The organism is Pararcticibacter amylolyticus (genome assembly GCF_003130405.1).
Lineage (GTDB): Bacteria > Bacteroidota > Bacteroidia > Sphingobacteriales > Sphingobacteriaceae > Arcticibacter > Arcticibacter amylolyticus.
Genome location: NZ_QEAS01000014.1, coordinates 1 through 17,109, shown reverse-complemented (window position 1 = coordinate 17,109; position 17,109 = coordinate 1). Strand labels below are relative to the sequence as shown.

Here is a 17,109-nt window from a genome sequence, read left to right as displayed (position 1 = left end):
ATGAGAACAAAAGAATTATGTCTCTTTTGTCTACTGTTCCTGTTTTCAGGATATTACGCGTTTTGTCAAACAATAAGACAATTTAACGGGACCTTTACTATTACTTCAATTAAGTCTCTTGGTAATAACCAGTATGAAATTGTAGGTAACTTTACTGATAACAGCAACTCGTTTACTGCTTCGCAGGCACTAGCCGGGGATCGTATTATCGATCCATCAGGCAATACCTATGAAGTGACAACCATATCTTCTGTTACCGGAGTCAAGATTACTACGGTAGCGACCGACCTGGCCGGAGGAAAATATCCGGTTATGGGTATTGGAATGATTTTCAGGCCTACTTATAACAAGTATCCGCTAGTGTCTACGGGTGCTTCCGGCACTGTTTTAAGTAGTGCACTCAATACTGCAACTATTTCCATTAATTCGGACCTTCCCAATTTTAGTGCAGGAATGTCCTTACCTTCAATTGGTTATAAATTAGGAGATGTTGTACTTTACTTAGTTGACTCTAAGGTATATAAACTTCAATCTACAGGCTGGAGCCAGGTTTCTGGCATTGTAACTAAATACAATAGTGTTATCACTGACGTACCTGTTGCTGCGGTTGGAACTGTCATCAAGTTCTATAAAGACAGTAATTACTATGTTTCAAACGGAACTAACTGGGTGCTGGTGAATTCAGTTTCATCATTTCCTGTGATCCCTCAGTTTGGGGATGTCTTTTACGTGACTGGCGAGAAGAAGTTATATATGTTAGCGGACGGGGGGACTACTGGCGGGGGAGCTCAATGGATGGCTATTACAAGCTCCGGTATTGCCGGAGGAGGAACCGGTGACTTCCCTACAGATCCCAAGCCTGGCGATCTTTTCTTCAATACAGATAATAATACCTTGTATTTATTTGATGCCACTTATGCATGGGTTGAAGTGTCAACCAATGGATCGACTCCTACAGGGTATAGTAATCCAGACCCTATGGCTGTTTATGTCAAAGAAGGGCAGCTGTTTTACAACTCAGCAGAAACGCAGCTCTTTGTTTACAATGGCAGCGACTGGGTGCCTGTTGGAAATAAGTTAGGCGACGGGCAGATCTTTGTAGGCAACAGTTCTAATGTTGCGGTTGCGGTTCCCGTGTCTGGCGATGCATCCATTAATAATTCCGGAAAGCTTACCATTAATGACAAGGCAGTAACAGATTCAAAGCTGGACAAAGCTAATATTCCGCTCAGTGGTTTTGGAAATCCGGTGGCAGATGTATCCGTTGGAGACGGAAGCAACAATTATAAAATAACCAACCTGAAAACACCTTCAGCCGCTACTGATGCTGTAAATAAAGCTTACGTAGACGGTCTGTTCAATTCGGGCAGCTTAACTCTTGCTTATAACAATTTTTATGTCGGGAATGCACTGAATAAAGCAGTGGCCACCCCTAAAACAAGTATTCCACTGAGTGGCTTTGGTAATCCGGCTGCTAATATTTCCATGAATGGCTTTCGGCTTACCAATCTTCCCAATCCTCCGAGTGCAGGTTCAGATGCGGTAACCAAAGACTATGTGGATAATGCTGTTTCTAACAAAACTGTTTTTCCTATAAATATCAATCTTAGCCGAAACATGGTGCTGGTTGGAAATGATCAGGATCAGGCCGGAATGGTTGAGAAGTTCGATATCCCTGTGAGTGATTTCGGTGCAGCAAAAAAAGATGTCTCCCTTGGCGCTTTCAAGATTACAAATCTGGCAGCTCCAGCATTGGGGACTGATGCGGTAAATAAAGATTATGTAGACAACAAGATATTCCCATCAACAAACATTGCTCTGGGTAATGGAAACTTCCTCATTGGGAACAGTTCAGGTAAAGCTGTAGAAACTATCAAGAGTTTAATTCCTCTAAGCGGCTTTGGAGCGGCAACAGCAGATGTTTCGTTAGGTAGCTATAAGATCACAAACCTCGCCCCCCCGGCAGGAGATAATGATGCGGTCAATAAGAAGTATATAGAAGATCTTCTAAAATCACCCAGTAACACTCTGGCACTTCCTTCCGGGAATCTCTTTGTAGGTAATGCAACCGGAAAGGCTGAAGCAACACTTAAAAATGCTATTCCGGTAAGCGGTTTCGGAAAAGCCACAGCACCTGTTTACATGGGAGATGCCATTTCTCAATTTACCATCAGTAATCTTGCCAATCCGCTGGACGCTCAGGATGCTGCGACAAAAGCTTATGTTGATTTAAAGATCGCGAATCCGTCATCTATTACATTAGCGAACAGCCATATTCTTGTCGGGAATGTAGCAAACCAGGCTGAAGCGATAGCCAAGACCAGTGTCCCGATTACCGATTTTGGGGCTGCTGCCCAGAACCTTTCTCTGGGCAACTTCAATATAACGGATCTGCGTGATCCGGTAAATGATGGCGACGCCATCAATAAAAAGTATCTGACCACCCAGCTTTCAGCTGTGAGTGGTCTTCTTGCTTTACCATCCGGTCAGCTGTTTGTTGGAAATGCCTCAAATAAAGCTACAGCCACTACAAAGAGCTCTTTGTTTTTGAATGAATTCGGTGCTCCGAAGGCAGATATTTCATTTGGAGCACATAAGATCACAGATCTGGCTGACCCCAGTCTTGCGCAGGACGCTGCTACAAAAAACTATGTAGATGGGAAAACAGGAACCACTCCAACTACTCAGCCAACAAGCCCTTCTGCCGGGAGCACTTATTACAACACGACTGAAAAGAAGCTTTATGTCTATGACGGGACGAAATGGATTCCGGTAAACAGCCAGTTGCCAACCGGTCAGTTATATGTAGGAGATGCCTCCGGAAACGCCGCTCCTGCTGCGAAGAATACAATATCTGTCAGCGACTTTGGTAATGTTACGAAGGATCTTCCCCTGGCAAACTTTAAAATAACCGGATTAGGAACACCGTCCGCTGATCTCGATGCCGCAAATAAGAAATATGTCGATGATCTTTTGGCTGGTGTCAATAACCTGCTTCTGCTTCCAAAAGGAAACATGCTGGTTGGAGACGCAACAGGTAAAGCGGCTTCTGTTGCAAAGAGTGCTATTCCTCTTAGCGGTTTCGGGGATGCAGAGGCTAACATATCATTAGGAACAGGGAGTAATAATTACAAGGTTATCAATCTGGCAGATCCTACGGCCGATCATGATGCTGCAAATAAAAAATATGTAGACAGTAAGGCGGGGACAATCACGGTTACTCCTCCTGCGACTCCAACCCTAGGCAGCACCTATTATAATACAACTGAGAACAAGCTTTACGTCTATAACGGAACAAAGTGGATCCCTGTCAACAGCCAGTTGCCAACGGGTCAGGTTTATGTAGGGGATGCATCCGGAAATGCAGCAGCGGTTGAAAAAAGTACGATTTCCCTGAGCGAATTCGGAGCGGTTACAAAGGACTTTCCTCTTGGGAATTTTAAAATTACCACCCTTGCGGATCCCTCATCCGATCAGGATGCTGCGACAAAGAAGTATGTTGACAGCAAGGTCGGATCGGTTGTTACTACGCCGCCTGCAACTCCAACTACGGGAAGCACTTATTATAATACGACAGAAAAGAAATTGTATGTATATGATGGCAGCAAGTGGATCCCAGTTAACAGCCAGCTACCGACTGGGCAGTTGTATGTGGGAGATGCATCAGGAAATGCAGCTCCTGCCGAAAAGAGTACCATCTCTATAAGCGAGTTCGGCGCTGTTAATAAAGATCTTCCTCTCGCTAACTTTAAGATAACCGGATTAGGGACACCATCCGCTGATCTTGACGCTGCCAATAAGAAATATGTAGACGATCTTTTTGCAGGGATAAATACCCTTCTTGCCCTTCCCAAAGGGAACATGCTGGTGGGTGATGCTGCCGGCAAGGCTGCTTCGGTGGCAAAAAGTGCTATTCCCCTGAGTGGGTTTGGCGACGCCGAAGCGAATATTTCTATGGGTACGGGAAGTAATAATTACAAGATCATCAATCTTGCAGAGCCCACTGCTGATCTGGATGCTGTTAACAAGAAATATGTAGATGGTAAGATCGGTTCAATTTCAGTAACCCCGCCAACCACACCCACCCCGGGGAATACCTACTATAATACCACAGAGAAAAAGCTTTATGTGTATGACGGAACAAAATGGATCCCTGTAAACAGCCAGTTGCCAACGGGGCAGGTTTATGTAGGGGATGCCTCCGGAAACGCAGCAGCAGTTGAAAAAAGTGTCATTTCCCTAAGCGAATTTGGTTCTGTCAATAAAGACTTACCTCTTTCTGATTTCAGGATCACTGCGCTGGCCGATCCAACTGCTGCTCAGGATGCCGCTACAAAGAAATACGTAGATGCGCAGGTGTTGAACGTGAAGGCTGCGCCTGTCAGTGGAAATACTCTACTTGGGAACAATACTGCATCTGATGCTGCTCCACAGGCTTTAACTGCCGCCCAGGTGAAGGCTTTGCTGGCTCTTAATAACGTCGATAATACAGCAGATGCAACTAAAAATGTTTATTCAGCAACTAAGCTGACCACCCCCATCACTATTAACGGGATCTCTTTTGACGGTTCGTCAAATATTACCGTTCCTGGAGATAACCTCGGAAATCATACCGCAAGTCAGAATATTAAAACCCTTTCTTATTCAATCAGCGGTGACGGGCAGGACGGCAGAGGATTAAGTTTTGAGTCTTCCGGAAGTGGTGTCTTCGCACAGGATGTAACCATTAAAGGGAACTTGTATACACCGTCTGATGAGCGGCTGAAAACAAATATAGTAACTCTGAGTAATGTGCTGCAGGCTATTGAGCAGATGAGGGGGGTGACTTTTGAATACAGGGATCAGAAAAAATATGCTAAAGGCCCTAAGATCGGGGTTGTTGCACAGGAGTTGAAAAATGTCTATCCAGACATGGTGACAAAAGGGGAAGATGGTTATCTGAAGGTTGACTATACACAATTGACGGCTGTTCTGATAGAGGCTGTGAAAGAACAGCAGAAGAGAATGAAAGATCAGCAGCTGGAAATAAATGAGTTGAAATCGCGCCTTGATAAACAGCAGCAGCAAATTAACTCTATTCTCAAAAAACTGGAATAAGCGCTTTTATCGGGAATCTTGAGACGTATTCTTCACATAACCGGATTTATAGTTTTACTCCTTGCTGGCTTCAGTTCAGCATCAGGACAGAACTATTTTCGTGTCATTGATGGCGTCCCTCATCTTCCTGTAAGAGATCCTGCTTCTGTTGTTTCTCCTGAGCCGGGGATGCTCATCTACAGCACAACGGATTTCAAGCCTATGATTTATACAGGTACAGGATGGGATAGCTTCTGTACAAATACGATTAATGCAACTTCAAGCGAAGAGTACTTTGTCGTAAAAAAAGGCATTCCCTGTCTTCCTTCACTGAATAATGCTCCTATGGGATCCCTGAAACCGGGGACTGTGTATTACTCAGTAGACATGAAGGCCTTTATGGTATATAATGGGGGCGGGTGGAACAAACTGGCGGAGCTGGTAACCGGAAACTTCACCGAAAGCAGTGGTTTTACGACTGGCCTCGGAGTGAAGACCTGTAAGCTCCCTGTACTGAAGAATGCTCCCATTATTGTAGGGTTGTCGGTTGGTGCGATATATCTGAATAGTAGCAGTAAGTCCCTGAAATATTATGACGGCACAAGCTGGAAGGATGTAGAATGTCATCCTGTTGTGAAAACGTTACCTGTCTCTGATCTGGCTGCTTATACGGCGATGGGTGGATCCGAAGTTCTGGCAAACGGCGGCTCCCCGGTAACTCTCACCGGTATTTGCTGGAGTACGAATTCTGATCCTGATACATCTTCCGCACTGGGTAAAACGCGGATCACCACAACCGGTCCGGGGCTGGGAGTATTCCCGTCTCAGCTTACTGACCTGCTGCCAAAAACGACATATTATGTGCGTGCTTATGCTGTGAACGACAAGGAAATTGTTTATGGGGAAAATATTGTATTTACAACTCCTATAGCGCCCCCAACGATCATTACTCTCCCTGCTGACAGTATTACAAGCATCAGGGCGAGAAGCGGAGGAGATATTACTTCTGATGGCGGGGCTCCTGTTACAAAAAGAGGAATCATTTGGAGCGACTCAAGGGATCCTGTAAACGATCCTTCGCATATTATAACAGATGATGGCTCAGGCGTAGGCATATATCCGAGTACTCTTGACGGGCTGCTTGGGAATACAACATATTACATCAGAGCTTATGCGGTTAATGCCGCCGGAAAGGCTTACGGCAATCTGGTGGAATTCACAACTCCTCCTCCGGTACCCCCGGTGCTTAATCCTGCCATTACGCTCACCGGTATTACCGGGAGTTCAGCGACCGGAACCGCCCTTATCCTGAATAATGGCGGGGCTGTTGTTACGGAAAGGGGAATTTGCTACAGCACGGATGGAGTGAATTATACCTATGTTCCGTCGTCTACCGTTACACCCACAGATATAGGAACATTTGTCACTGATCTCACTGGCCTCGCTCAGGGTACGACCTACTACGTAAAGGGATATGCCAAGAATATTGCCGGGATTGGATATAGCAGTGAAACAAGCTTTATCACCGCTTCTTCCGCGACAATTATTACAAAGAAACCAGGAAATATTTCAGGCAGCACAGCCATGAGCGGCGGCGATATCTCAAATGCAGGATTTTCTTTTATAACTGCCAGGGGAATCTGTTGGGATACAACAAAGACGCCGACAGTTACCCTTGCCACCCGGACATCAGATCCTGTAACTGGTGACGGCACCGGTTCTTATAACAGCAGGATGGTAAATCTGCTTCCCGGAGTTACTTATTACGTTCGGGCATATGCTGTAAACGCTGCAGGTACTGCTTATGGTAACCTGGACAGCCTGGTGATGCCCGATGTACCTAAGGTAAAAACCTCTGCTGCCTCTTTTTATCAGAACACTACTATTACGGGCGGAAATGTACTGAGTGATGGCGGAGCACAGGTGACAGAAAGAGGTATTTGCTGGAGCAAGTCAGCCAACCCGGTAGTCTCGGGAAGTCATACCTCCGATGGCGATGGGCTTGGACTGTTTACAAGCCTGATTACAGGACTTACTCCTAATGTCACTTACCATATAAGGGCCTATGCCCGGAACAGTGTGGGTGTTGGATATGGAGAGGATGTGTCTTTTATGATCAATCCGGACGCTCCGGTTATCATCACTCTTGATATATCCGATACTACCAGCATGTCTGCAGTGAGCGGAGGTCATATCACAAGCCGCGGGTCAGCGGTGATTACCATGAGGGGAATCATGTTCAGCAGTAAGGGTGATCCGGCAACAGATCCGGATGCGCGTACTGTGACGAATGACGGATCAGGTGAAGGGATATTTCCAAGTAAGATGGATAACCTGCTGGGGAATACGACATACTATGTACGCGCTTATGCCGCCAATGTGTATGGGAAATCACTTGGTGATCTGAAAGTCTTTACTACCCTTCCGCCAATCCTGCCGGCAGTATTCCCTCCCTCTTTTGATATTGGTAGTATTACCAATACCTCGGCAGACGGAGAGTTCCTTGTAAAAAATAATGGAGGGGATCCGGTAACGGAACGGGGCATCCGCTATACTACAGATCGTGTCAATTACATTTACGTAGTTGCTCCAAATCATAACCCGACAGATATTGGAACATTTATGGCAAAACTGACGGGGCTTACTCCTAATACTACCTATTATGCTCAGGCTTATGCTGTCAATACCGTAGGAATGGGACTAAGCGCGGAGAATAGCTTTCGGACAACCTCTCTTGCTGTCCTGAGAACGCTGCCTCCTGAGAATGTTACAGGCTTTGACGCTTATTCAGGAGGCGAAATTTTCTCGACCGGGGATGACGTGATCGAAGCGAAAGGGGTATGCTGGGGTACAGAGAAGAATCCTGCAGTGGATCTGCCTACAAAAACCTCCGAAGCTTTGAGCGGTGTAGGAACGGGAATTTACTCCAGTCACATTACCGGGCTCACCCCAGGCGTAAAATATTACATCAGGGCATATGCGATCAACAGTTTCGGGGTTGCGTACGGTAATCTCGACAGCCTCGTCGCGGCGTCGACAGCGTCTATCATGACTACTCCGGCTACAAGTATTACCAATACGACAGCTATGACCGGAGGCCATATCGCCAATGATGGCAGTCAGCCTGTAACAAGCAGGGGTGTTTGCTGGAGCACTTCTCCAGGTCCTTCAATTGCAGACAGTTATATCAGCAATGGGGCAGGAGCCGGTTCGTATGCTATAAAGCTGTCCGGACTGATGGGAAGTACCAAATATTACATAAGAGCGTATGCTATCAATAGTGTCGGGATAGCCTATGGGAACCTTGATAGCTTTAAAACAGCGCCTCCGGTTATTCCGACTGTCACAACGACGGATGTTATCAATATAGGAGGGGTATCTGCTCTGGGTAGAGGGAATGTCACCGGAAACGGTGGTGCTTTGGTTTCCGAACGGGGCTTCTGCTGGAATACAACCGGGAATCCGGATACTTCCGGCGCTCATGCTGCGTATGGTATGGGAACAGGCGCTTTCTCCGGGACTCTTTACGGACTGATGCCCAACACGAAGTATTATGTGAGGGCGTATGCAATAAACGATGTTGGAGTGTCTTACGGGAATGAAATCACCTTTTCGACCTTCACTATTGCGACAATATTGACTTTGCCTGCCGATCAGATTACCAGTACAAATGCCAGAAGCGGCGGGAATATTATTAGTGACGGCGGTGCTTTAGTCACCGAAAGCGGGATCTGCTGGAATACAACCGGCAACCCCAACGTCTATGACTTGCATACGAGCGGAGGTGTTGGTATCGGGCAGTTCCTGCATTCTATAGGAAACCTGATGGGAAGTACCACTTATTATGTACGGGCATATGCCATAAATAATGCTGGTATAGCTTATGGTCAGGTTGAAACGTTTATAACTGCACCTCCTGTCATTCCAACGCTTACTACTTCATCGGGAAGGAGCGGTGTGAGTGGAACGACTGCTATTTGCGGTGGGATAATTGTGAGTAACGGAGGTGCCGTCATTACCACTGAAGGGATCGTTTACAGTACTGTTTCCGGATTTATACCCGACACAGTGGTTACTAACAAAACCGTCCAGTCCGGATCTGGCAATTTCACCTCTACCCTCAAAAATCTTAAGCCGGGAACAACCTACTACGCGAGGGCTTATTCTATTAACAGTGCCGGTATTGCCTATGCTTCTAATGAAGTCAGCTTTACCACCTTTGATATCCCGGTTGTGACAACCTTGCCTCCCGATCCATCCACCATTACAAGTGTGGGGGTGAAGACCGGCGGAAGTATTATTTCAAATGGAGGAACGGACATTATCGAAAGCGGGATCTGCTGGAGTACGGGTGATACACCAACAATAGCCGGAGAACACCTTTCCAATGGCCCGGGCTCGGGCAGTTTTACCAGAACTATTACCGAACTGATGGGAAGCACTACGTATTATATACGGGCTTATGCAACCAACAGCGTCGGCACTGCTTACGGTCAGGTTGAAAGCTTCACTACACGGCCTCCGGTACTTGCAACAATTGTCACTACACAGCCCGTTGCAACATCTTCGACCAGGGCAAACAGCGGGGGTACGATCGTAAGCCATGGCGGATCTCCGGTGACCACCAGGGGGATTGTATGGAGTACAGAACGCAACTTTAATCCGGATACTGTGGTACAGAACAGGACTGCACAGACCGGGTATTACACAGGAAAGTTTACTGCAGACATGACGGGACTGACACCTGCTACTGTGTATTATGTCAGGGCATATGTGGTCAATGGGGTAGGTGTTGCTTATGGGGAGGAAATGAGCTTTAAGACCCCGACATTAGCAAGTATCACAACCGCTTATGCTTCTGCCAACGGACCAACTAAGGCTACCAGCGGGGGGAATATAACAGATAACGGAGGAGCGGAGATAAGCTCGCGGGGTGTTTTGTGGAGCACAGATCCGAATTTCGATCCAGATACAGTTGTTTACAACAGGACAAATGACGGTGGTGGTTCCGGTTCTTTTGTGAGCAGATTAACCGGACTTAAGGGAAATACTACTTACTATATAATGGCATACGCCAGGAATATTGCCGGAGTGAGTTATGGGAACCTGTTGAGCTTCATTACGGATCCTCCAACATTGGCTACTCTTACAACACGTGAAGCATGGAATGTATACGGATTGACGGCAACCAGCGGAGGGCACATACCCGATGATGGAGGCGAACCCGTTACTACCCGCGGTGTTGTCTGGAGTACAACAAAAGGCTTCAGGCCTGATACTGTGGTGAATAACAAAACGATCCAGACCGGAGCCGGCATTGGATACTTTACAAGCGGAATGACAGGTCTTAGCCGCGGGACTACTTACTATGTTCGGGCCTATGCTGTTAACAGTGTCGGCATCGCTTATGCTTCCAATGAGATCAGCTTTACAACACTCGACCTGCCCAAACTTACCACTATGCCGGCGTTGCCGTCTTCAACAGGGTATTCTGCATCTTCGGGCGGTGTGCTGCTCAGCGATGGCGGGACATCAGTGACTAATCAGGGTGTTTGCTGGAGTACAAGTCCAAATCCAACGACCGGGCTCTATACAAAAACTACTTACGATAACTGGTCCGGAAATAACTTCCACAGTTCATTGACCGGGCTCGATCCTGTTACAAAATACTATGTCAGAGCTTATGCTGTCAATAACCAGGGGACGGCTTATGGGAATGAGGTCAGCTTTACTACCCCTCCGGCCTTACCTACTGTTACTACGTCTTATGCCACAGCCATCTCCAAATCAAGTGTCCTTACCGGAGGCCAGGTAATGAAGGATGGCGGAGCTGCTGTTACTCAGCGCGGGGTGATCTGGAGCACAGATCCAAACTTCAATCCGGATACAGTTGTGGTAAACAAAACAGTTGACGGCTCAGGAACCGGGAAGTTCAACAGTACTGTCACTAATATGACGATGAGCATATCCTATTACATCCGGGCATATGCCACAAATAGCGCTGGTACTGCATACGGCAACCAGGTGACCATTACCATCTTTCCGACGGCGCCGGTTCTGAATACCATTGAACTGACAGATGTGACCGGGACTTCGGTTAAAACCGGGGGGGAAATTACCAGCGACGGCGGAGCTCCGGTTACACTTAAAGGGATGTGCTGGGCAACGCACACGAATCCAACTGTCGACGACAGCCGCACGTATAACGGCGATGGGACTGATACATGGAAGATTACTCTTTCCGGACTTAAACCGAATACGCTTTACTATGTCAGAGCTTACGCCGTTAATAAGATCGGTACAGCTTACGGAATAGAACGCACTTTCCAGACGAATGGGATCCCGACACTTACGGCAACGCGCCCTGTTACGGATATTATTGCAACTACTGCAACAGGTGGAGGCGAAGTGACTGATGACGGTCGCTCAAAGATCCTTTCACGCGGGATAGTCTGGAGCATCTATAGTAATCCGGATGTTTCACTTTCAACAAAGACTGTGGACACTACTGTTCATACAATCGGGAGCTTCCTCGCTAAAATGAAGGGACTGAGCCCGAACACAACTTACTATGTCAGGGCGTATGCTACCAATGCTGTGGGTACCGGCTATGGAAGCCAGGTACAGTTTACTACACTTCCTGTTATGCTTCCAACATTGATAACTGTACCTCCTTTTGCGGTTGATAGCGTAAAAGCCACCAGTGGTGGTGATATTACGGATGACGGAGGAATGCCGATTCTCAGCAGGGGGATCATTTGGGGGATCGGTAAAAACCTTGATATCAATACGCTGACCAGGCTGACGAACAGCGTAAGTGATACAGGATACTATACAAATCAGTTTGCCGGATTATCGCCGGGTACAAAATATTATGTAAAAGCTTTTGCAGTTAATAATAAAGGAACGGCCTACGGTAATCTCGACAGCCTGGTGACCAAAGCAGTCCGTGCAACGGTAAGCAATGTCGTCATGTCCAACCTTACGGACAACTCCGGTGACGGAACTGCCGCTGTGGTGACCGACGGCGGGGCTGAAGTTACCGAACGGGGGCTTTGCTGGAATACAAGTGGTAACCCGACAATTGCTAACGATACCATCCGGGCGGGAGCCGGCAAGGGAAGCTTTACAACACCATTGAAAGGCCTCAATGACCAGTCTACTTATTACGTCCGGGCATACGCAATCAATAGTGCCGGGATCGCATATAGCCCGGTAGTGACAAGTTTCAGGATTTGTCCGTCTGCTTTTGATGTGATACACGTAGAAGGTTTAAATGGCGCCCCTGTATCCAAGACCGTCACCTATCATTCTGTAAGCAGCAATATCAGCGGTAAGGCTGCCTGCTGGCTGACGCAGAATCTCGGAGCTGATAAGCTGGCTACAGGAGCGACTGATGCAACAGAATCCGCGGCTGGTTGGTACTGGCAATACAACCGTATACAGGGATATCAGTATACAACAGCACGATATCCGCTTGCATGGGTTTCTTCCATAACAGAAGACAGTGACTGGAAACCGGAAAATGATCCATGCAGAATGCTTATCGGCACAGGATGGAGGATCCCGACTACTCTGGAATGGACAAATGCAGACGGGGCTCCGCAAAACTGGAATAATTATACTAATACATTCAATTCTGAATTGAAGCTGCATGCCGCAGGTTATCTCGATAACGGCGGACTTGTATACAGAGGGTCTACCGGAGAGTACTGGACCAGTAACCAGGCCAGTACTGCCAACGGGGGTAATATAGGATTTAACTCAACGGTCAGTTACGTCCATAGTAATCCAAAGGCAAGATATGCATTCTCTCTGCGGTGTATAAGAGATTCGATTGAGGTTACCATTGCTTCTGTAAGCAATGTGGTGATTTCTGATATGACGAACTCATCAATTAACGCTACAGCCACGGTGGCTCCAGATGGCGGGGCAGAAGTAACGGAGCGGGGCTTTTGCTGGAACACGACTGGTGATCCGGTGATGACCGATAACCAGATCCCAATGGGCGCCGGAACGGGAAGCTTTATAAGTCCGGTGAATGGACTGAAGGAAGGACCAACTTATTATATAAGGGCATATGCCATTAACAGCCAGGGAACGAGCTACAGCCCGGTTGTGACAAGTTTTAAGATTTGTCCGCCTGAATTTACGGTTCAGCATGTTGAGGGACTCAATGGTGCTCCTGTATCTAAAACGGTTACCTATCACTCGGTAAGCGCCATGTATTCGGGAGCGGCGAGATGCTGGATTACTCAAAATCTGGGGGCTGATCAGCAGGCGACTGCTGTCAATGATGCTACAGAAGCTTCAGCTGGCTGGTACTGGCAGTTCAACAGATCGCAGGGATACAAGTATGCCACCGGCAGGACCCCTGCAACGGCCTGGACGAGCTTAACGCAGACAAGCGACTGGTCGCCGGAAAATGATCCATGTAATCTCCTGCTGGGAGCTGGCTGGCGCATCCCGACATCAACAGAGTTTGCCAATGTTATTGCCAACGGCGGGATTCCGTTTACTACTCCGTTGAAACTGCACTACTCTGGCTACCTCAACTATGCAGACGGGTCACTTGCAGGCAGGGGAACTTACGGGATTTTCTGGAGCAGCACGGCTACTGCTCCGACTACCGCTAATTATCTGCAGTTCAGCAGCGGTGCAAATGCCAACTATAGCAGCTATAAGTGGCACGGGTTTACACTCCGCTGTTTAAGGGATACCGTTGTTCTGTCGAAACCATCCGTAAGTAAAGTGGCCTTTTCGGAAATGACTTCCAGCACGGTCGATGCAACAGCAACCGTGACCCCTGATGGAGGATCGCCGGTCACCGAACGCGGATTTTGCTGGAATACTACTGGTGATCCGACGACAAGCGATAACAAGATAGCTGCAGGAGATAGCCTGGGAACATTCATTAAGACGCTGACCGGACTGAAAGAAGGCCCGACTTATTATGTCAGGGCATATGCAACGAATAGCATTGGTACCGGTTACAGCCCGGAATCAAGCAGCTTTAAGATCTGCCCTCCCGAGTTCACTATTCAGCATATTGCAGGTATCGATGGAGCTGCTGTAACCAAAAAGGTAACCTATCATTCGGTGAGCAGTACCTTGTCCGGCCAGGCAGCATGCTGGCTGACACAGAATCTGGGGGCCGATCAGCAGGCGGCCTCACTTGCAGATGCGACTGATGTATCAGCTGGCTGGTACTGGCAATTCAACCGTACACAGGCATATCAATATGACGGAACCCTGCGTACGCCTCTTACCGGCTGGATCTCTATAAATGAAACCGGTAACTGGACATCCGCTACAGACCCATGTACTTCACTCCTGGGTTCGGGATGGCGCATCCCGACCAGCACGGAGTGGACAAATGTGATTAGTAACGGGGGACTTCCTTTTGCAACCTCTCCTCTTAAACTTCATTATTCAGGATATCTTAATAATACTACCGGGGTATTGGCCGGCCGGGGTACGCAAGGTAATTTTTGGAGCAGTGTTCAAACAAATACTACGGCAGCGTATGATCTTCCCGTTTATTCGTCTGCTAATCCGGTTTTAAGTCATGACAAGGCATATGCATTCAGCGTAAGATGTCTCCGTGATTCGATTAAAATATCAATCCCTTCTGTGGGAGATGTAAGGGTTGATCCTTTCACGATGACCGCTACATCAGCAAATGCATCAGCTGCAATTGGGTCAGACGGCGGCGCGCCGGTTACCGCCCGTGGCTTCTGCTGGAATACAACAGGAAACCCGACACTGGCAGATCATGTGATGACCGATACAGACGGTGGAACGGGCGCCTTTACCGGGAAAGTTACCGGATTGAAGGAAGGAGAAACTTACTACATCCGGGCGTATGCAACAAACAGCGCCGGGACTGCTTATAGTGACAGTACAGGTTTCAATGCGGTGATGACTGTTATTTGCCCGGCTTCTTTTGACATTCAGCATACTGCAGGAGTGAAGGGAGCGCCCGTGACAAAGAAAGTAACATATCATGCTACCGGTACTTATATGACCGGCGCAGCCCGGTGCTGGATCACCCAAAATCTGGGAGCTGACAGGGAAGCAACAACAGCAACAGATGGTACTGAACCTTCTGCCGGGTGGTATTTCCAGTTTAACAGGATGCTGGGATATCAGCATACAGGAAGTGTCCGTACCCCTGTTGCATGGCTCACATCCATCAACGAGGCAAGTGACTGGACTCCTGTTAATGATCCATGTAATAATATGCTGGGTGTCGACTGGCGTATGCCAACTTATACAGAATGGCTGAATGCAGATGCTGCGCCGCAGAACTGGAATACTCACAATGACGCTTATAATTCCGTATTAAAACTACATAATGCCGGATATCTTGCTTACAATACCGGCGCACTTGGCGGACGCGGTACTCAGGGTAACTACTGGAGCAGTACCAGGAACAGTGCAACGGCTGGCTGGGATCTTCAGTTCTACAACGCGGGCAGCGCAATGGTTGCTCATGATAAGGCTTATGGGTTCTCGGTCAGATGCTTAAGAGATGCAGCAGTGAAGATGCCGCCGACATTGAGTAATGTGGTTATTTCCACTACTACAATGACTGATAGTACAGCAGAAGCGATCGCCTCCATAGTAACTAATGGAGGATCGCCGGTAACTGCGCGAGGCATTGTGTGGAATACGACAGGCAATCCTACTATTAATGATAACAGGATACCATCTGGTTCGACAGACTCGACGTTTAACGGGATAATAGAAGGCTTAAAAGAGGGTCCGACATATTATGTAAGAGCATATGCTGAGAATAGCATTGGCCTTAATTATAGTCCGCAGGTAACAACATTCAGGATTTGTCCCCAGGAATTTGAAATTCTGCACAGTGCAGGATTCAATGGTGTTCCTGTTACTAAAAAGATCAAATATCATTCTGTTAACAGTACACTTTCAGGAGCGGCAAGTTGCTGGCTTACTCAGAATCTGGGTGCCGATCAGGTAGCAGATGCTGCAACTAATACATCTGAAGCCTCCGCAGGATGGTATTGGCAGTTTAACAGGATTCAAGGGTACAAACACGATGGTTCCATATTGACTCCGAATGTCGGCTGGGTTGCAGCAATCAATGAAAATTCGAACTGGACGTCTGTCTCTGATCCATGCAGATCGCTTTTGAGTACGGGCTGGAGAATACCGACAGCAACAGAATGGACGAACGCGGTAGCTAGTGGCGGATGGGGGGCTAAAAATGCATACACTTCTGAACTAAAACTGCATTATGGCGGTCAACTGAAATCAGGAGCACTGGTAGACCGCGGAAGCTATGGAATGTTCTGGAGTGCAACTCAGGCCAGCGCAACTACAGGCTCGTATCTGGAGTTTAGTGCAGCAACAGGTACTGCTAAAGTGGCAAGTTACAGTAAAGCTGACAGGGGGTGGTCTTTACGATGTATAAGAGAGGATATTGTGATTACACCGCCCGCGGTAAGCAATGTTACGATCATTAAAATGACCGACAGTGTTGCTGTTGGAACAGCTACTGTGACGCCAGATGGCGGCGCTCCTGTAACTAAGAGAGGATTAGTATGGAATGCTACCGGGAATCCAACGATCAACGATAATGTCGTGGAGGTTGATACGACCGGCCTGGGAGATTTTACGGCGGCAATAAATGGGTTGGAGGATGGGAGGACATACTATGTAAGGGCGTTTGCGACAAATAGTGCCGGTACAGGATATAGCGCGCTTTCGGTAAGGTTCAAAATCTGCAAACCTATAGATGCGATTCATGTTGCCGGCCTCAATGGAGCACCGGAGAATAAGATTGTTAAATATGAGGCTATCAGTACAGAGATATCTGGCTCTTTGATGTGCTGGTTAGCTCAGAATTTGGGCTCCGACCGCCAGGCAGCTGCCGTAAACGACAATACCGAACCATCAGCCGGATGGTACTGGCAGTTCAACCGCGCGCAGGGCTATAAGCACGACGGGACGAGCTACAGTCCGAAGAACGGGTGGACGGCCTGGACCACAAGTATCTCCGAG

Annotated in this window: 2 protein-coding genes; both read left to right on the top strand. The window is 47.7% G+C overall.

The features are described from left to right. Nucleotides 1–5,097 carry a tail fiber domain-containing protein gene (locus DDR33_RS16655; RefSeq protein WP_109416945.1) on the top strand — a complete coding sequence of 1,699 codons (5,097 nt, stop codon included), beginning with the start codon at nt 1–3 and terminating at the stop codon, nt 5,095–5,097. Between the two features lie 18 nt (nt 5,098–5,115). Continuing rightward, a partial coding sequence (locus DDR33_RS16650) for a fibrobacter succinogenes major paralogous domain-containing protein (RefSeq protein ID WP_146198795.1) occupies nt 5,116–17,109 on the top strand: 11,994 nt, incomplete at its 3' end.

Excerpts from the sequence above, each read along its gene's own strand:
- DDR33_RS16655 (WP_109416945.1), top strand. The coding sequence starts at position 1 with ATGAGAACAAAAGAATTATGTCTCTTTTGTCTACTGTTCCTGTTTTCA.